Source organism: Ureibacillus manganicus DSM 26584 (assembly GCF_000772945.1).
GTDB classification, from domain to species: domain Bacteria; phylum Bacillota; class Bacilli; order Bacillales_A; family Planococcaceae; genus Ureibacillus; species Ureibacillus manganicus.
Map to the genome: position 1 here is coordinate 13,950 of NZ_JPVN01000026.1, position 18,530 is coordinate 32,479.

Genomic DNA, 18,530 nt, shown 5'->3' on the forward strand with positions numbered 1-18,530 from the left:
CTATATAGGGGGAGATGAACACCTGTGCACGAAGAAACAATTAGCTTACAAGATATATTTAAAGTCCTTAAGAAAAGAATTTTACTAATTTTAAGCATTATAGTAGGTGCTATGCTAATTGCAGGAATTATTAGTTTCTTTTTCTTAACACCGATTTACCAAGGTTCGACACAAATTCTTGTAAACCAACAAAAACAAGATCAGCAAACGATTCAACAGTCAGATATTCAAACAAACTTACAGCTGATTAATACTTATAACGTTATTATTAAAAGTCCAGCCATTTTGGCGAAAGTTATTGAAAACCTTGATTTAGATACAACACCAACAGCATTAACTAATAAAATTTCAGTTACAAATGCAAATAATTCACAAGTTGTCAACATTACTGTACAAGATGAAAACCCAGCATTCGCTGTTGACATTGCAAACACTGTAGCGACAGTATTTAAAGAAGAAATTCCGGTACTAATGAATGCTGATAATGTAAATATATTATCTCCAGCAGTCTTAAGCGAAAATCCTAGCCCAGTAAAACCAAACAAAATGATGAACATTGCCATTGCTATGGTAATTGGTTTAATGATTGGTGTAGGACTAGCATTCTTACTTGAATACTTAGACACTACAATGAAAACAGAGCAAGACGTTGAAGACATTTTAGGTTTACCAATCTTAGGATTAGTCAGTCCGATTCCTGAGGATTATACAACTACCGATCCCTCAAGTAAAAACCGAAAAAGTAAGGTGACAGAGGGGCAAGAGGAAGGTAAGGGTATACATGTTTAAAAAGAAAAATAAAATTGGAAATGCTATGGCTAGAAAGCTAATTGTTCAAGCAGCTCCAAAATCATATATATCAGAACAATATCGTTCCATCCGAACAAATATTAAGTTTTCCATGCCAGATCAAGATTTAAAAACATTACTAGTTACATCATCTGGCCCAAGTGAAGGGAAATCAACAACTTCAGCTAACATTGCAGGAGTTTTCTCACAAGAAGGCAAACGTGTACTATTGATAGACGCGGATATGCGTAAACCAACGGCGCATTATACTTTTAAACTTAGAAATTCACACGGACTATCAAACTTACTTACGAAGCAATGTGAAATTCATGAAGCGATACAACAAACAAACGTTGAAGGATTGTGGGTATTGCCAAGTGGTGTGATTCCACCAAATCCTGCAGAACTATTGGCATCAAATCAGATGGAGTTCGTTTTAGAACAGTTGAAACAAGACTTTGATTTAATCATCCTCGATGCACCACCTATACTATCAGTGACGGATGCTCAAATTATCTCTCACAAAAGTGATGCTACAATCTTAGTTGTTAACTCTGGGGCAACAGGAAAAGAAGAAGTAGCAAAAGCTAAAGATATTCTTGATAAATCAAAAGCAAATGTTATTGGAGTAGTGATGAATAATTTTGCGCTACAAAAGGATCATTACTATTATCAATATTATGGAAATGAGGGGTAATAGGTGCATTGTGCCTATTACTTTTTTTTCCGAAGAAGGGAGAAAGAGAAGAATGATAGATATACATAGCCATATTTTATATAACGTTGACGATGGACCCAGCTCACTAGAGCAGTCAATCGAGATGTTACAAAAAGCAGCCGATGAAGGTATTACAGAAATAATTTCAACATCCCATTCTTATCATCCGCAATACGATGTTCCTTATCATGTTGTCATTGAACAAGTGAAACAATTACAAGACGAACTTGAACGTCGTCAAATTCCACTAAAACTTCATACTGGACATGAAGTGCGATTAAACGATAAATTAGTCGATTTATATCTCAATAAATATGTTCATACATTAGCAAACTCCAACTATTTACTATTAGAATTACCATCTAATAGTGTTCCACATTACACAAAAAATATAGTTCGTGCACTTGTAGCAGAAGGGATCACACCAGTAATCGCACATCCAGAAAGAAATAAAGGGATTGCAGAAAAACCTGAACGTTTAGAACGACTCATTCGAGATGGTGCTGTGGCGCAAATTACTTCTGGAAGTCTTTCAGGGCACTTTGGCCGATCCATCCAAAAACTTTCATTGGATTTAGTGCGAGCAAATCTAGTTCATTTGTACGGGTCAGATGCACATAACATTAGCACTAGACCGTTCCTGTTTGATAAAGGATTATCCTATTTAGCAAAGCAGAAATTGTCAGATTATGTAGATATATTTTTAAATAATAATATATACCTACTTGAAAATAAGCCTTTGGATATATTAGAACCTACTACGGTTATTAATAAAAGATGGTGGAATCCTTTTAAATAGTACTCTTTTGCTCATAAATTTACTATGAAAATGACAAGGTTATAGACATTAAGTTTATTTTTCTCTAAGATGACTACTATAGTACTAAATAAAAAGTCTATTCTTTTAGCAACATATTGATATTTCCCTTTTATTGGTATAAACTTACTAATGGACAATAGAACTATTGTATTGGGGTAAAAAATACATATAAAAACGGATGGATATCCCAACGGTTCCATAAAAAGCCAATTATTGAAAGAGGTATAATTCATGAATTATAAGTTTCGTTATCTTGTGTTTTTCTTATTAGACTCATTGATTGTGATCTATTCGATTTATTTCGGCTATTGGATAATCCACCCAGATCTTACCTTATTCTCAAACCCACTGATTGCACTGAGCTCTGCAACGATATTAATTAGTCATCATATCGTCGCATATTTTTACCATTTATATAATCGATTGTGGAGTGTAGCCTCTGTAAAGGAGCTTGTCATCATTATTTACGCGGTAACAATTTCCATTGGGGTAGCAAGCTTATTCCAGTTAATAATGATTGGTGATGTTTACTTCAGAGTGATGATGGTCGCATGGTTCCTGCACATAATCCTTATAGGCGGTTCTAGATTTTTACTACGAATCTATCACGATCGTAGCTTAATCTCACCTAAGGGGAATTTAAAGCGAGTATTAATCGTTGGGGCTGGACGAGCTGGGACGATGTTAGTACGTAACATTAAACGTAACCAAAACCCAGAATACAATCCTGTTGGATTTATAGATGATGACCCATCAAAACATAAACTAAGTATTAATGACGTGAGAGTTTTGGGAAAAGTGAAAGATATACCGAAAATCGTAAGTGAAAAGAACATTGAAGAAATGATTATTGCCATCCCATCTCTTGGGAAAATGGGTATGAAAGAAATCTATGAAGTATGTAAACAGTCAAATGTTCCAGTAAAAATCATGCCAAAGATTGAAGACGTCATGACTGGAAAAGTATCTGTCAAAGATATGCAGGATGTAAAAATTGAAGATTTACTTGGACGCGATGAAGTGAAACTTGATATGAACGCCATTTCTAAAAAGCTTTCTGGAAAAGTTATTCTTGTAACTGGTGCTGGTGGATCCATTGGATCGGAAATTTGCCGTCAAGTAATGAAATTTAAACCAAGAATGCTTCTACTATTAGGACATGGTGAAAACTCTATTTACACTATACTAATGGAGTTAAATGAAAAATACAGAAATGAAAAAATAGAAATAGTTCCAATTATAGCGGATGTACAAGACCGTGAACGTATATTTGATGTCGTTGCTCAGTATCGTCCAGATGTAATTTACCATGCAGCAGCACATAAACACGTACCGCTAATGGAGTACAATCCAAAAGAAGCTGTAAAAAATAACGTTTTTGGAACGAAAAATGTTGCAGACGCTGCAAATGAATTTGGTGTATCAAACTTTGTACTTATATCTACGGATAAAGCAGTTAACCCACCGAACGTAATGGGATCAACTAAGCGTATTGCAGAAATGATTGTTCAAAATTTAGCGACAAGAAGCAAGACAAACTATGCAGCAGTTCGATTTGGAAATGTACTTGGATCGCGGGGAAGTGTTGTTCCGCGTTTTAAACAACAAATCTCGGCTGGTGGTCCAGTTACTGTTACACATCCTGATATGACTCGATACTTCATGACAATTCCAGAAGCATCACGACTTGTACTACAAGCAGGATCGCTTGCTAAAGGTGGAGAAGTATTTGTACTTGATATGGGTGAGCCAGTGAAGATTGTAGATTTAGCGCGTAACTTAATACGTCTATCAGGATTCTCTGAAAATGATATCAAAATCGAATTCTCAGGCATTCGTCCTGGTGAAAAAATGTATGAAGAACTGTTAAATGCGGAAGAAATTCAGGAAGAACATATTTATCCAAAAATCCACGTGGGTAAAGCAAACCCATTAAATTATAATGCGCTTAATGAACTACTTATTAAATTGCAGACTCTAGAAATAGACGAGATTAAGGATGAAGTGGTTGCGGTGGCGAATGGGAAATGGGAAGTAATTATGGACAAGGAACAGTTAAAAGTTTCTGTGGTTTAAGAATACCTACCATTCCGATAACGATAAATTGAAAAGAGGGAGATAGGTGTCAAAGCAATATCTTCATACAAAAATATTAAATGAAGAATTACTAAACGTTGATATATCAAAATACTCTTCAAAAGTGGCAGAAATCCACCAACATCTACACACGACAAAAGATGAGCCAACTGGTTGGGTCCATGCACCTTTAGAAGACAACACCCAAATAGTTCAATCCATCTTAGAAGTTGCGAGTGAAATTAAGTTAAAGGCTGACGTGTTGGTAGTAGTTGGTATTGGTGGTTCCTATCTTGGTGCCAAAGCTATTCAAGATGCTTTAACACCATACTTCGGATCACATGAAAATGGTATAGAAGTCGTTTATGCTGGTCAAAACTTAAGTGGGGCATATATAAACCAATTGATTAAAAGTTTAGCTAACAAAGAAATATATGTGAATGTAATCTCAAAGTCTGGTTCTACGATGGAACCAGCTCTTGCTTTTCGCGTGTTTCGTCAATATTTGGAAGAACGATATGGAGATGAAGCTGTTCAACGGATTATCGTGACTACTGATCCTGAAAAGGGACTATTAAATGACATGGCAGAGAAACATAATTATCGTACGTTTAATATTCCGCAAAATATAGGAGGGCGTTATTCTGTTTTAACTCCTGTAGGATTGCTACCTATAGCCGTTGCAGGTGTTGATATTGAAGAATTACTTACTGGGGCTAAACAGGCTGCTATTGAACTTAATGAAGAATCGCTTGAAATGAATGAAGCGTATCGTTATGCAACAATTCGTCATGAGTTATATAACCAAGGTTACAAAGTGGAAATGCTTGCATCATTTGAACCAGGACTTGCGAAATTCCATGAGTGGTGGAAGCAGTTGTTTGGTGAAAGTGAGGGGAAAGATAAAAAAGGTATCTTACCTGTAACTTCAAATTTTTCGACAGATTTGCATTCGATTGGGCAGTTTATACAAGAGGGAAGTCCGATGCTTTTTGAAACCTTACTACATTTTAGAGAAGTAACTGACGATTACAATGTGCCTTATCATTTGCGAGATGAAGATCAATTAAACTACTTAGATAATCGTAGTTTTAATGAGATTAATGCAATTTCGAAACAGGGTACGGCAATTGCGCATGCTGAGGGTGGAATTCAGGTAATTCAATTAGAATTAAAAAAACTTAATGCATATCATATTGGTTATTTGATTCAATTTTTTATGATATCTTGTGCTATGAGTGCTTATTTAATGAAAGTGAATCCGTTTGATCAGCCTGGGGTGGAAGCTTATAAATGTCATATTGGACAGTTGTTGAATGAATCGAAAAAATTAGCGTTAAGACCAATGTAGGAATAATTGAAACATGGAGTGTGGCATAGGTGTTATATTTAAAAATCAAAAGATTACTAGACATAATTTTATCTGTAATTGGATTAATTGTATTATCACCAATATTTTTAATACTTATAATTTCTATAAAGTTAGACTCAAAAGGTCCAGTTTTATTTAAACAAAAACGAGTTGGGATTAATAAAGAACATTTTTATATATTAAAGTTCCGAACGATGAAAATTGACACACCTAAAGATACACCTACCCACCTACTTCAAAATCCAGAACAATATATAACTAGAATGGGTAAATTTCTAAGAAAAACATCTCTCGACGAGTTACCTCAAATCTGGAATATCTTTGTTGGTCAAATGAGTATTATTGGACCACGCCCTGCCCTATGGAATCAGTATGATTTACTAAGTGAACGTGATAAATATGGAGCAAATGATATTAGACCCGGATTAACAGGATGGGCTCAAATTAACGGTCGAGACGAGCTACCTATAGAGGTTAAAGCTAAATTAGATGGGGAATATATTGAAAAAATTGGTTTTTGGATAGATTTTAAGTGTTTTTTCGGAACGATTGTTAGCGTTACTAAACGTGATGGGGTAGTCGAAGGTGCCACTGGTATAAAAACTTCTAAGGAGAAAATCCCAAAATGAAGAAAGTACTGATAACAGGTAGTACTAGTTTTGTAGGTACTAGTTTAAAAAACCTTTTAAGTAATTATCCTGATCAATATTCAATAGAGACATTAGGTTTGAGAGATGAATTGTGGAAAGAGAAGGACTTTTCTAAATATGATGTTGTCTATCATGCAGTAGGAATTGCACATATTAAGGAAACTAAGGAAAATCAAGATTTATATTATAAAGTAAATCGTGATCTAGCTTATGAGGTAGCTAAGAAAGCAAAATCTAATGGTGTTAAGCAATTTATATTTATTAGTTCAATGAGTGTTTATGGTATTGATAACGGAGTTATTGATAATTACTCCCCTCTTAAGCCAAAAAATAGCTATGGAAAGTCGAAACTTCAAGCTGAAAATTTAATATCAACTCTAGAGAATGAGTCTTTTAAAGTTGTAATATTACGCCCACCCATGATTTACGGTAAAGGTTGTAAAGGAAACTACCTAAGATTGGCTAACCTTGCTCTAAAGGTACCTTTCTTCCCAGATATTGAAAATAAACGAAGTATGATATATATTGAAAATTTATCTTTTTTTGTAAAAGATATTATTGATAATCTAAAGAGTGGCTTATTTTACCCACAAAATGTTGAGTATGTAAAAACCTCAGAAATGGTAGTATTAATTGCAAAAGTTAATGGAAATAAGGTTAGGCTTACTAAATTGTTTAACCCTTTAATTTTATTTTTCAAGAAAAACGATACTATAAATAAAGTCTTTGGTGACTTAGTTTACGAAAAGAATCTATCGGATTCTAGAAAAATTGAACAAGTTTCTTTTGAAGATTCTATTAAGTTCACTGAAATTAAATAAAGAAAGAAGATATCTGATGAAAAAAAAGAAAGATGTTCTATTCTTGTGTCAGTATTTTTATCCGGAATATGTATCATCTGCAACTCTTCCATTTGATACTGCTCTCTCACTTAAAGAAGCGGGATTTTCCGTTGATGCTATTTGCGGATACCCGAGAGAATACAACCTAAAAGAAATAGTACCATTAAAAGAAACACATAAAGGTATTAATATAAAAAGATTAAAGTATATTCAGTTAAAGCGAAGTAATTTTATAGGAAGATTAATAAATTACTTTTCTTTTACAATTTCTGTTGCTTTTCGATTTATTAATTTAAAAAATTACAGAACAATTATTGTTTATTCAAACCCACCTGTATTACCTTTTATAGCAACGGTTGCAAATAAAATATTTGGAACAAAAGTAATATTTGTTAGCTATGATATATATCCGGAAATTGCATATATGACAAATACTATTACAAAGCATAGTATATTGAGCAAAATTATGAATTTTATTAACAAGAGTGTATTTAAAAGAATAAATACTGTTGTTGCTTTATCAAATGAAATGAAATCATATCTACTTGAACATAGAGCTTCTTTGGCACCTGAGCAAATTGAAGTTATTCCAAATTGGTATAAGGATACAGGAATAGCTGATAATGAATCTGAGATAAATAATTCACTCTTACGTTCAATTAAATCTAATTCTAATTTAGTAGTATCCTATTTTGGAAACATGGGTATTGCACAAGACATTGAAACTATAATAGAAGCTATTAGAATTTTAAGAAATGATTCTAACGTTCATTTTCTATTTGCTGGACATGGAAATAAAATGGGAATATTAAAAACCACCATAGAACAAGAGAATCTCAAAAATGTTACTGTTTTCGATTTCCTTCACGGACAAGATTTTCAAGATGCACTTAGTATTAGCGACTGTTTTATAGTAAGTTTGGCAGAAGGTTTAACTGGCCTAGCTGTTCCTAGTAAGACTTATAGTTACATGATGGCAGGTAAACCCATTATCGCAATTATGGGTGAGGAATCTGATATAGCTAAAGACTTGATAGAAAATGAGGCAGGGTACTCTGTGCAAGGAAGAGAGAGTTTAAAAATGGTAAGTGCTATAGAAGAACTAAGAAGTGATAGCGAAAAACTTAAAAATATGGGTAAAAATTGTAGGGAGATTTTCTTAAATAAATATACTGAAGAAAAATGCACTCATCAATATGTTAGAATGATGCAGAGAATATTGGGGGATTAATAAATGTTTAATGGAAAAACCTTACTGATAACTGGTGGAACTGGTTCTTTTGGAAATGCTGTAATGGAAAGATTTCTAAATAGCGATATTAAAGAAGTCCGTATTTTTTCTCGAGATGAAAAAAAACAAGATGATATGAGAAAACAGTATAAAAATGATAAATTAAAATTTTATTTAGGTGATGTTAGAGATCTTGCTAGTGTAAAAAATGCAATGCATGGAGTAGATTATATTTTCCACGCTGCAGCTTTAAAGCAAGTACCATCGTGTGAATTTTTCCCATTAGAAGCGGTAAAAACAAATATTTTAGGTACTGACAATGTATTAACAGCCGCTATTGAATATGGTGTTAAAAAGGTAATCTGTCTTTCAACAGACAAAGCAGCTTACCCAATAAACGCAATGGGAATTTCTAAAGCAATGATGGAAAAAGTGTATGTTGCTAAGTCAAAAACAGTAGATCCAGAAAGAACACTTATTTGCGGTACTAGATATGGTAATGTAATGGCTTCTCGTGGATCAGTTATCCCTTTATTTATAGATCAAATTAAAAATGGACAACCTCTAACTGTTACTGATCCAAATATGACTAGGTTCTTAATGAGTTTAGAGGAGGCTGTTGAGTTAGTTGTATTTGCATTTCAAAATGCTGAAGCTGGGGATATCATGGTTCAAAAATCCCCTGCAAGTACTATTGGTGACTTAGCTCAAGCCGTAAAAGAATTATTTGCTGTTGATAATGAAATTAAAATAATTGGTACTCGACATGGTGAAAAACGCTATGAAACATTACTAACAAAAGAGGAATATGTTGTTGCGGAAGATTTAGGTGGGTTCTTCAGAGTACCAGCAGATAATAGGGATCTTAATTATGATAAGTATTTTGATGAAGGTAATGAAAAACTAACTTCAATTGCAGAATACAACTCTGACAATACACACATTTTATCAGTAGAAGAAATTAAAGAAAAATTACTTGAATTAGATTATGTAAGAAATGAACTTGAGGAATGGCATAAAAAAGCTTACGTATTTAATTAAGGGAGAGTTGAATTATGAATATTCTTGTAACTGGTGCTAAAGGATTTGTTGGAAAAAACCTTGTAGCAGAACTTCATAATAAAGGCTATGAAAATATATTTGAATTTACAAGAGAAACTGATGAATCATTACTTGATAAATATACACTGGAATGTGATTTCGTTTTCAACTTGGCTGGGGTAAACAGACCCCAACATAAAAACGAATTTATGGAAGGTAATTATGAATTTACTTCTCAGTTACTAAGCTTATTGAAAAAACATGGAAATAATGCACCTGTACTGATTACATCTTCTATTCAAGCAGAAAATGATAATCCTTATGGTAAAAGTAAGAAAGCAGGAGAAGATTTATTATTCAACTATGGAAAAGAAAATAATATCCCTGTATATGTATACAGATTACCTAACTTATTCGGAAAATGGAGTAAACCAAATTACAATACAGTAGTGGCAACTTTTTGCCATAACATATCTAGAGGTTTAGGTATACAAATAAATGATCCCGAAGTGGATCTCAATTTAGCTTATATCGATGATGTTCTTATTGAATTCTTAAGAGCATTAGAAGGAAAGCCTACAATACAGGGTGAACATTGTGTAATTCCAATTACACATAATATTAAACTTGGTGTATTGGCAAATCTTATCAGAAGTTTTAAGGATAGTAGACTTAACTTAAGTATACCAGACATGGATGATTCTCTTACTAAAAAGCTGTATAGCACATATTTAAGCTTTTTGCCTAAGGACGAATTTTCCTATAATCTCAAAATGAATGTAGATTATAGAGGATCATTCACAGAATTTATTCGAACTCCTGAGCGTGGACAAGTCTCAATAAATGTCTCAAAACCAGGAATAACAAAGGGGAACCATTGGCATCATACAAAGAATGAAAAGTTTTTAGTTGTTAGTGGAGAAGGTCTAATTCGATTTAGAAAAATAGATACTGATGAGATAATTGAATATAAAGTAAGTGGAGAAATACTAGAGGTAGTAGATATTCCGACAGGTTATACGCATTCAATTGTCAACATAGGAAAAAATGATTTAGTAACAGTAATGTGGGCAAACGAATGTTTTGATCCAGAAAAACCAGATACTTACTTTGTGGAGGTTTAATAAGTGAAAAAATTAAAAGTAATGACCGTAGTAGGGACAAGACCTGAAATTATTCGATTATCAGCAGTAATAAATAAATTAGAAGAATCAGAAGCAATTGACCATACATTAGTTCATACTGGTCAAAACTATGATTATGAATTAAATGAGGTATTCTTTAAAGATTTTAAGTTGAAGAAACCAGATTATTTTTTAAATGCAGCTACAGGAACTGCAATTGAGACTATAGGTAATATTCTGATTAAAATAGATCCAATTTTAGAAGAAGTAAAACCTGATGCATTTTTAGTTTTAGGCGATACAAATAGTTGTTTATGTGCAATTGCAGCAAAAAAAAGACACATTCCAATTTTTCATATGGAGGCTGGTAATAGATGTTTTGATCAAAGAGTACCAGAAGAAACAAATAGAAAAATTGTTGACCATATTTCTGATATTAATTTAACGTATAGCGATATTGCTAGAGATTATCTACTAAGAGAAGGATTACCAGCTGATCGTGTTATTAAGACAGGTAGCCCAATGTTCGAGGTGTTACACTCTAAAAAAGCAGATATCGATAAATCAAATATTTTAGAACAACTTAACTTGGAGGAAGGTAAATACTTCGTTGTCTCTGCCCATCGAGAAGAAAATATCAATTCAGAAACTAATTTTTTTAGTTTGGTAAATAGTTTAAATGCTATTGCTGAAAAATATAATATGCCTGTAATTATAAGTACACATCCAAGAACTAAAAATATGATTGAAGCAAAGGGTATAGTATTTAACTCTCTTGTAAAAACAATGAAACCACTTGGATTTAGCGATTATAATAAGCTCCAAATCAAAGCAAAAGCGGTGCTTAGTGATAGTGGAACAATCAGTGAAGAATCTTCAATACTTGGATTTAGAGCACTTAATTTAAGACAGGCTCATGAAAGACCAGAAGCAATGGAAGAAGCCACTGTAATGTTGGTAGGATTAAAATTAGAAAGAATACTGCAAGGGTTGGAAATATTGGAAACACAAAATAAGAGTACATTAAGAACTGTTGAAGATTATACAATGCCCAATGTTTCTGACAAAGTTCTTAGAATAATATTAGCTTACATTGATTATGTTAATAGAGTTAATTGGGGTAAAAATTAATGAAAGTATTACAAATAAACTCAGTTTGTGGAGTTGGTAGTACTGGGAGAATTGTAACGGATATTCACAATTTACTACTTGAACAAGGACACGATAGTATTATTGCTTACGGAAGGGGTTTACCTAAAAATTCTAATGGGGCTATCCGAATTGGTACAAATTTGGATAATTATTCTCACCTTGCTTTAACTAGGATATTTGATAAACATGGATTTGGATCAAATAAAGCAACTAGGGAATTTATTAATAAAATTGAAGATATTAATCCTGATATAATTCATCTTCATAATATTCATGGATATTATTTAAATGTTGAATTGTTATTTAACTATCTAAAAAAAGTAGAAAAGCCAGTAGTATGGACCTTACATGACTGTTGGGCGTTTACTGGTCATTGTGCATATTTTGATTATATAGGGTGTGAAAAATGGCAAACTCTATGCAGTAATTGTCCGGAAAAGAGTACATACCCAGGAAGCTTATTGATAGATAATTCTAAAAATAACTTCATGAGAAAAAATGATATTTTTACGGGTGTAAAGGATTTAACGATTGTAACACCATCAAGATGGTTGGCGAATTTAGTTAAAAAATCCTACTTAAACGAATATCCCGTAAAAGTAATTAATAATGGAATTGATTTACGTATTTTTAAACCAACTGAAAGCAATTTTAGAGAGAGGTACGGACTGGAGAATAAATTTGTTATATTAGGAGTTGCGAATATTTGGGATAGAAGAAAAGGATTAAAATACTTTATAGATCTTTCCGAAAGAATTAATACAAATGAAATTATCGTTTTAGTAGGCTTAACTGAAAAACAAAAAAGTCTACTACCTAAGAATATAGTAGGTATTACTAAAACTAATAACGTCAATGAGTTGGTAGAAATTTACTCTACAGCAAATATTTTCATAAACCCAACTTTAGAAGATAATTTCCCAACTACAAATTTAGAAGCACTAGCTTGTGGAACACCAGTAGTAACTTTTGAAACTGGTGGAAGCATAGAAAGCGTGGATGATAGCTGTGGTTTTGTAGTGAAGAAAGGTGATATTGATGATGTATTATCTAGTATTAGAAAATTAAGTATAGGTAATAGAATCTTAGATTATTCAAAAAATTCTATTTTACGAGCTGAAAAGCTTTATTATGATAAAGATAGATATAATGAATATATTGATATTTATAATAAATTATACTACTAACTGGTTTTCATCATAGGAGTTAAGTTAAAAATGAAAATACAAACCTTCACCATAATTAAGTTATCTATTATATCGATAATATTTACATATGTAAGTTTGATCCCAATAAGCTCTTACACAAATATTATAGATGCTTTAGTTGTATTAATATTATCTTTGTTACTAGTCTATAGAAGCAGAAATAATCTTGCATTTTTTTTAATGTTCATTTTTATTTGCTATGTAAATTATAGTATTGTTATAGGTGAATATTTAATTATTGGAGATTTAAGTGTGCCGTTTTTTGAAGTAAAAACACAAGAAATCTATGGTATTACGATTAGGGTCATCTTACTTTTTATGTTTATTGTAAACTTGTTTTATGATGGTAAAAATAATGAGCTAGAAACTATAAAATTAAAACCCAAAGATAATTTCATTGCATTCTATGTCACTATTTTTATGTTATTAGTTTCTCTTGTAATAGGTGTAGATAGAGGTGATTATAATTACTACGAGGTTAGGATTTCACCCATATTTGAATACTCAAAAATACTTTTTCTTTTCGCATATTACTTTTCAGGAAATTCTCGTACGAGAAAAATCATTTTTACTTTATTAATAGGACTATTTATTTTCCAAGATGTTTATTATGGTGGAAGGATAACATCAGTACAATTAATAATATTATTTTTTATCACAATGTTGATAAGAAAATTAACAATAAAGAATATTATTACAATAACAATAATTGGAGTTTTTTTAAATAGTTTTGTAGCAGCATATAGAATAAATTATTCTTTTGCAAACGTTAACCTAATAGGATTATATAATAATTTAAAAGAAAGTTATTTTGTATTTGATACCGCAACATTTGCTTACTATGCCTCAGCCACACATGTTGCAGCCACAGATGTGGCTAATATTAGTCAAAGAATTAATTCGTTCTTAGAGTTTTTTAAATCTATTTTTTTTCTTTCAGACTCAATAGAATCAGATGTAACAACGTTTGTTGCTACAGAATTCTTTTATAATATGGGAGGTGGTTTATTACCTACTCATTTTTATTTTTGGTTTGGTTGGTTAGGTGTAATATTAATATCCTTTATTGTAGTGATGTTACTTAATAAACTTAAATTTAATGGTAGTGATTATCAAAAAATATTGATACTTTCTGTAGTATTTACAGTACCTAGATGGTATTTATACTCCCCAAATCAACTCATTAAAGGTGCAATATTTATAATTACATTAATATGGTTTCTGTTTTGGATTATTAGGCAAATTACATCAAAGCCACAGCTTACAAATGCTGAGCTAACCGATAACAAAAATCATTAAATTAAACTAAATTTGCTAGTGAGGTTAATATGAAAATAAGTATAATAATTCCAATTTATAACTCTGAAAGGTTTCTAAAAAAATGCCTGGATAGTGTTATTAATCAATCCTATAAAAATTTGGAAATTATTCTAATTAATGATGGTTCAATTGATAAAAGTGGAGATATTTGTAATCAATATGCATTAAAAGACAATAGAATTAAGTTAATTAACAAAAAAAGAAATGAAGGCGTCTCCGAAGCAAGAAATACAGGTATAGATTTAGCGACTGGTGATTACTTTTATTTGTTAGACTCGGATGATTATATCCCTATTGATTCAATTCAAATATTTCACCAACGAGCAAAAGAAACACAAGCAGATATTATTATTGGTAAATTAAATTATGTTGATGAGAATGGTTTTATTTCTTCGATAATTTCATTTGATAACTTAAAGATTGAACCAGAAGAATTGATGAAAACTAAGCAGAAGTTTAGAGTGTTTTTTGGAAAAAGTTTTGGTGCAAGTGCAGGTAATAAATTTTATAGACTAGATTTTGTAAAATCGAAAGGAATAAAGTTTGAAAGTGAAATTTACTATGGGGAAGATTTACTATTTAATATTAAGTTATATTTAAATTATCCTACGGTAGAGTTAATAAATGAAACCACTTATTATTATTTTCAAAATCTTAATTCTGTAACTAGTAACCCCAAAAAAGATTTAGTAATTAATTATATTAAACTAGTAACCAGTTTATATAAATATGCAAAATCTATAAACAAGCTTGAGGAAAATTATGATTTAATTTCTTTTAATTCTTTCACTGCAATTGATAATTGTTGTCTTAATTGTTTTCACCATTCGAATAAAAAATTTAGCGAAATGAAAAGAGAAATATCTTTATTTAAAAAGTCTAAAATAATAAATACAGGCTTAAAAAAATTAGCAGTAGGAAAATATTTTACAGAAATTCCACGAAAAGATTGGAAATACTTTTCATTATTATTTGCTATTTTATATAATCTTAATCTATTAGGATTAGCTACATTTTTGCAAATTTGTAGATTTAAATTTTTAAATTCTAGAAAGAATTAAAGCAATATGAATGATTAATTTTTTATTTTGGTTATTATAAAATATAAAAAATTGGGAGATGATGGAAATTGCCGAAAATTAGTATAATCATTCCCGTTTATAATTCAGAGTTGTATATAAGAAAATGTGTTGACTCAATATTAAGTCAAACTTTTAAGGATTTTGAAGCCATTTTTATTAATGATGGATCAATTGATTCAACATCTTGTATTTTAGATAAGTATAAACAAATTGATAATAGAGTAAGAGTTTTACATCAAGAAAATAAGGGACCAAGTGCTGCGAGAAATTTAGGTGTGAATTCTGCTACTGGTGATTTTTTACTTTTTATAGACAGTGATGATTGGATTGAATCTTATATGTTAGATGAAATGTACAAAGTGATGATGGAAAAGAATCCGGATCTTGTTTTCTGTGGAATATCTAATGATTACATTGATACAGGAATAACCATTCTGACATCTTATAACTTACCTTCGGGTGTCTTATTAGATAATAGCTATATAAAGAATGTTGTTTATCCCAATTTATTGAAAAATGGTCTTTATAGTAGTCCATGTAATAAATTGCTTAAACGTCATGTGGTTGAAAAAGTAGGGTTAATGGACGAAAAGTTAGACTATGGAGAAGATTGGAAATATATGTTAGATCTATTTGATACTATAGATTCAATGCTTTATATTGATAAAAACTTATATCATTATAATCATAGAGATAATGATAGTCTAACAAAAAAATTTAGAGCTAATTCTTTCGATATGATTGCATTATGGATGTATGAAATGTCGAAAAAATATGCTGAAAAGTGGGGAGTTTCACTAGAGGGTTCATCTGAAAGATTGTGCTTACAGACTATTAATTGCATAATAATGGAGTTTTCAACAGAAAACAAATTGTCAAATTCAGAAAAAATGGGAAATATAGTACGTTATATAAATCACCCGTTTCTACTGGAAGCATTAAAAAATATCGATAAAAATCAATTCCGACTAAATCATAAATTTTTTATATTTCTAATAACAAAAAAATGTAAGAGACTACTTTTTATTTATGGTTTTATCTATTTGCAAATGAAGACTCTAGTTAAAATAATTAAATCTCATAAAAGAAATTATACATGAATAGAATTTTGAAGTGTTCCTATTTATTACTAAATAAATACCATTGATAGTTATTTATCAATTAGAAATTCTTATTTTAGGTGCTCTTTTTCTTACTCAGAAGTTTAGGATAAGTACACTGAACTGCATTTTCAAAAGAATTAGTAGTAAAGTGGTATCTGTTCCATTTTCTGGGTTTATCAAAGTTCTTTTTAAATGGTACCTAAAATGTATAAAAACTGTAACACAGTAACATTTTATCAATCTCTAATTATTTTATATGTAATTATTAATAGATATATTTAACATTTTAGCCCTAACCTTGCCTTAAGAATATGAAAGTTTGGATTGACTTATGACTGTTGATTAAGTAGGTTAAATATATTTTTTCCTATTATTTTTTTCAGATGAAATTTGATTTAATAAATAATGATTATATAGTTAGGGGAATTTAAAATTGAAAAACGTTGCAATAATAACTCTAAATGGCTATTTTAATTATGGAAATAGATTACAAAATTACGCTTTGCAAGAAGTTATAAAGAAACTTGATTATGATGTAGAAACAATACTTCATCATGAATTACATTTAAGCTCTAACGAAAATAAAATGACTAGAATTGTAAAACGAATTGTTAGAAATATTAATCCAACAAATTTTAAAAAGATGATTTCGATTAAATTAACAGCATCAAAAAGAAAGAATGCCAATAATAATCGTATCATGGCGTTCAAGCAATTCACAGAAAAGTATATAAATGAAACTTCATATTCCATAACTAGTGATACTAGCCTTGATTTTTTAGATAGTCAGTATGATTTTTTTGTAGTTGGTAGTGATCAAATTTGGAATCCTTTTTATCATCAGCATGAAAAAATAGTACCTGCGATTGAATATTTAACATTTGCGCCAAAAGAAAAACGTCTATCATATGCAGCTAGTTTTGGAATTAATGAGATTCCTGAAAACTATATAGATAGAGTGAAGAATGGATTAAGTGGAATGAAAAGTATTTTAGTTAGAGAACAGGCTGGTGTAGAGATTGTAAAAAAATTAACTGGAAAAGATGCACAATTGGTTTTAGACCCAACAATGCTATTAACAAAAGAAAAATGGCTTTCAATAGCTGAAGAAAATAAAAATAAGCCCAAAAAGAAGTTTTTACTGACATATTTTTTAGGAGAAATGTCACCTGAAACGGTCAATTTTATAGAAAAGATTTCTATTGAAAATAATTTAGAGATTATTCAACTAGAAAATTATAAATATACAGAGCTTTATAATGCGAGTCCTAGTCATTTTGTAGATTTTATTAACTCTGCATCTATATTCCTTACAGATTCATTTCATGGTGTTGTATTTTCAATCCTTTTAGAAACACCTTTTATTGTTTTTAAAAGACACGAAAATGGACCTTCAATGTATTCGAGAATAGAAACACTTCTGCAAACCTTTAAATTGGAAAATAGACAAATTAATTATTTGATAAAAAAACCAACAGAATGGATGTATTTGGATTTTAGTGAAACTAGAGAAGTTTTATTAGAAGAAAGAGAAAAATCTTTGTCAATATTCAAGAATTCTTTCTTTTATTAAATAGATAATATTAATTACTCCAGTTAATCAATAGTAAATATAGAAATATTGGCACACTTATAAATGAAATAAATAGATTTAAGATGAAAAATAAGTGAAAGAATTTTTTATCATTATATATTTTTTCCATTTATACTCAAGTAAAATTGAAGAATCTATTAAATAAGGATTTAATTTTTTATGGAATGATTAATATAAGCTAAAAGCTATGTTCTAAATTTGACAATAGAAAATACTTGTTCTATTCATCTTTTGGGGTGTTTAAACAATGTATAATATAGTTCAGATATAAATTAACAATATATTCTTTGGTTCATAAAAAAATGGAATTTTTTTGAAATTTAGATTACATAGTATAGTTGGGGATATGTGGATATTAATTTTTAATAATACTAAATTTACTTTCTAATAGATTGTCAATCTTAAATC

Annotated in this window: 16 protein-coding genes; all 16 read left to right on the forward strand. The window is 30.6% G+C overall.

Going from position 1 to position 18,530, the window contains the following annotated elements; genetic code table 11:
- Window positions 1–24: 24 nt before the first annotated feature.
- The 16 genes from CD29_RS16225 (at window position 25) to CD29_RS16300 (ending at window position 18,101) form a co-directional block, all read left to right on the forward strand.
- Window positions 25–789, forward strand: a complete 765-nt coding sequence (locus tag CD29_RS16225; protein ID WP_036189201.1) for a YveK family protein — start codon at window positions 25–27, stop codon at window positions 787–789.
- The gene (locus CD29_RS16230; RefSeq protein ID WP_036189203.1) at window positions 782–1,486 is read left to right on the forward strand and encodes a CpsD/CapB family tyrosine-protein kinase; all 705 of its coding nucleotides are present in this window, start codon (window positions 782–784) and stop codon (window positions 1,484–1,486) included. The genes CD29_RS16225 and CD29_RS16230 overlap by 8 nt, the downstream gene beginning before the upstream one ends.
- Before the next feature lie 52 nt (window positions 1,487–1,538).
- Window positions 1,539–2,306: a tyrosine-protein phosphatase gene (locus tag CD29_RS16235; protein WP_036189206.1), complete on the forward strand. Its 768-nt coding sequence runs from the start codon at window positions 1,539–1,541 to the stop codon at window positions 2,304–2,306.
- A gap of 252 nt (window positions 2,307–2,558) precedes the next feature.
- Window positions 2,559–4,403 carry a polysaccharide biosynthesis protein gene (locus tag CD29_RS16240; RefSeq protein ID WP_036189208.1) on the forward strand — a complete coding sequence of 615 codons (1,845 nt, stop codon included), beginning with the start codon at window positions 2,559–2,561 and terminating at the stop codon, window positions 4,401–4,403.
- A 46-nt stretch (window positions 4,404–4,449) separates the two neighbouring features.
- Window positions 4,450–5,754, forward strand: a complete 1,305-nt coding sequence (locus tag CD29_RS16245) for a glucose-6-phosphate isomerase (protein WP_052124212.1) — start codon at window positions 4,450–4,452, stop codon at window positions 5,752–5,754.
- 29 nt (window positions 5,755–5,783) lie between these two features.
- Entirely contained in the window at window positions 5,784–6,404 is a 621-nt protein-coding gene (locus CD29_RS16250; protein WP_036189211.1) for a sugar transferase, read from the forward strand.
- The gene (locus tag CD29_RS16255; protein WP_036189213.1) at window positions 6,401–7,246 is read left to right on the forward strand and encodes an NAD-dependent epimerase/dehydratase family protein; all 846 of its coding nucleotides are present in this window, start codon (window positions 6,401–6,403) and stop codon (window positions 7,244–7,246) included. Before CD29_RS16250 ends, CD29_RS16255 begins: the two co-directional genes overlap by 4 nt.
- 16 nt (window positions 7,247–7,262) lie before the next feature.
- The gene (locus CD29_RS16260) at window positions 7,263–8,498 is read left to right on the forward strand and encodes a glycosyltransferase family 4 protein (RefSeq protein WP_036189215.1); all 1,236 of its coding nucleotides are present in this window, start codon (window positions 7,263–7,265) and stop codon (window positions 8,496–8,498) included.
- Window positions 8,499–8,501: 3 nt separating this feature from the next.
- Window positions 8,502–9,539, forward strand: a complete 1,038-nt coding sequence (locus CD29_RS16265; protein ID WP_036189217.1) for a nucleoside-diphosphate sugar epimerase/dehydratase — start codon at window positions 8,502–8,504, stop codon at window positions 9,537–9,539.
- Window positions 9,540–9,553: 14 nt separating this feature from the next.
- Window positions 9,554–10,663: a capsular polysaccharide biosynthesis protein CapF gene (locus tag CD29_RS16270; RefSeq protein ID WP_036189219.1), complete on the forward strand. Its 1,110-nt coding sequence runs from the start codon at window positions 9,554–9,556 to the stop codon at window positions 10,661–10,663.
- Window positions 10,664–10,666: 3 nt separating this feature from the next.
- Window positions 10,667–11,794 carry a non-hydrolyzing UDP-N-acetylglucosamine 2-epimerase gene (gene wecB / locus CD29_RS16275; protein ID WP_036189222.1) on the forward strand — a complete coding sequence of 376 codons (1,128 nt, stop codon included), beginning with the start codon at window positions 10,667–10,669 and terminating at the stop codon, window positions 11,792–11,794.
- Window positions 11,794–13,002 (forward strand): glycosyltransferase, encoded by a 1,209-nt coding sequence (locus CD29_RS16280; RefSeq protein WP_036189225.1) that lies wholly within the window; start codon window positions 11,794–11,796, stop codon window positions 13,000–13,002. Before wecB ends, CD29_RS16280 begins: the two co-directional genes overlap by 1 nt.
- A 30-nt stretch (window positions 13,003–13,032) precedes the next feature.
- Window positions 13,033–14,322: a hypothetical protein gene (locus CD29_RS19760; protein ID WP_052124213.1), complete on the forward strand. Its 1,290-nt coding sequence runs from the start codon at window positions 13,033–13,035 to the stop codon at window positions 14,320–14,322.
- Between the two features lie 29 nt (window positions 14,323–14,351).
- The gene (locus tag CD29_RS19765; RefSeq protein WP_052124214.1) at window positions 14,352–15,404 is read left to right on the forward strand and encodes a glycosyltransferase family 2 protein; all 1,053 of its coding nucleotides are present in this window, start codon (window positions 14,352–14,354) and stop codon (window positions 15,402–15,404) included.
- Window positions 15,405–15,472: 68 nt separating this feature from the next.
- Window positions 15,473–16,525 carry a glycosyltransferase family 2 protein gene (locus tag CD29_RS19770; protein ID WP_052124215.1) on the forward strand — a complete coding sequence of 351 codons (1,053 nt, stop codon included), beginning with the start codon at window positions 15,473–15,475 and terminating at the stop codon, window positions 16,523–16,525.
- 436 nt (window positions 16,526–16,961) lie between these two features.
- A complete protein-coding gene (locus tag CD29_RS16300; protein WP_036189228.1) occupies window positions 16,962–18,101 on the forward strand; it encodes a polysaccharide pyruvyl transferase family protein in 1,140 nt (379 codons plus the stop codon).
- Window positions 18,102–18,530 lie beyond the last annotated feature (429 nt).

What these genes read in the sequence shown, in the direction of transcription:
- CD29_RS16255 (WP_036189213.1), top strand. Translation starts at nt 6,401, where the DNA reads ATGAAGAAAGTACTGATAACAGGTAGTACTAGTTTTGTAGGTACTAGT.
- CD29_RS19760 (WP_052124213.1), top strand. Translation starts at nt 13,033, where the DNA reads ATGAAAATACAAACCTTCACCATAATTAAGTTATCTATTATATCGATA.
- CD29_RS16230 (WP_036189203.1), top strand. Translation starts at nt 782, where the DNA reads ATGTTTAAAAAGAAAAATAAAATTGGAAATGCTATGGCTAGAAAGCTA.
- CD29_RS16235 (WP_036189206.1), top strand. Translation starts at nt 1,539, where the DNA reads ATGATAGATATACATAGCCATATTTTATATAACGTTGACGATGGACCC.
- CD29_RS16265 (WP_036189217.1), top strand. Translation starts at nt 8,502, where the DNA reads ATGTTTAATGGAAAAACCTTACTGATAACTGGTGGAACTGGTTCTTTT.
- CD29_RS16280 (WP_036189225.1), top strand. Translation starts at nt 11,794, where the DNA reads ATGAAAGTATTACAAATAAACTCAGTTTGTGGAGTTGGTAGTACTGGG.
- CD29_RS19765 (WP_052124214.1), top strand. Translation starts at nt 14,352, where the DNA reads ATGAAAATAAGTATAATAATTCCAATTTATAACTCTGAAAGGTTTCTA.
- CD29_RS16270 (WP_036189219.1), top strand. Translation starts at nt 9,554, where the DNA reads ATGAATATTCTTGTAACTGGTGCTAAAGGATTTGTTGGAAAAAACCTT.
- CD29_RS16240 (WP_036189208.1), top strand. Translation starts at nt 2,559, where the DNA reads ATGAATTATAAGTTTCGTTATCTTGTGTTTTTCTTATTAGACTCATTG.
- CD29_RS16260 (WP_036189215.1), top strand. Translation starts at nt 7,263, where the DNA reads ATGAAAAAAAAGAAAGATGTTCTATTCTTGTGTCAGTATTTTTATCCG.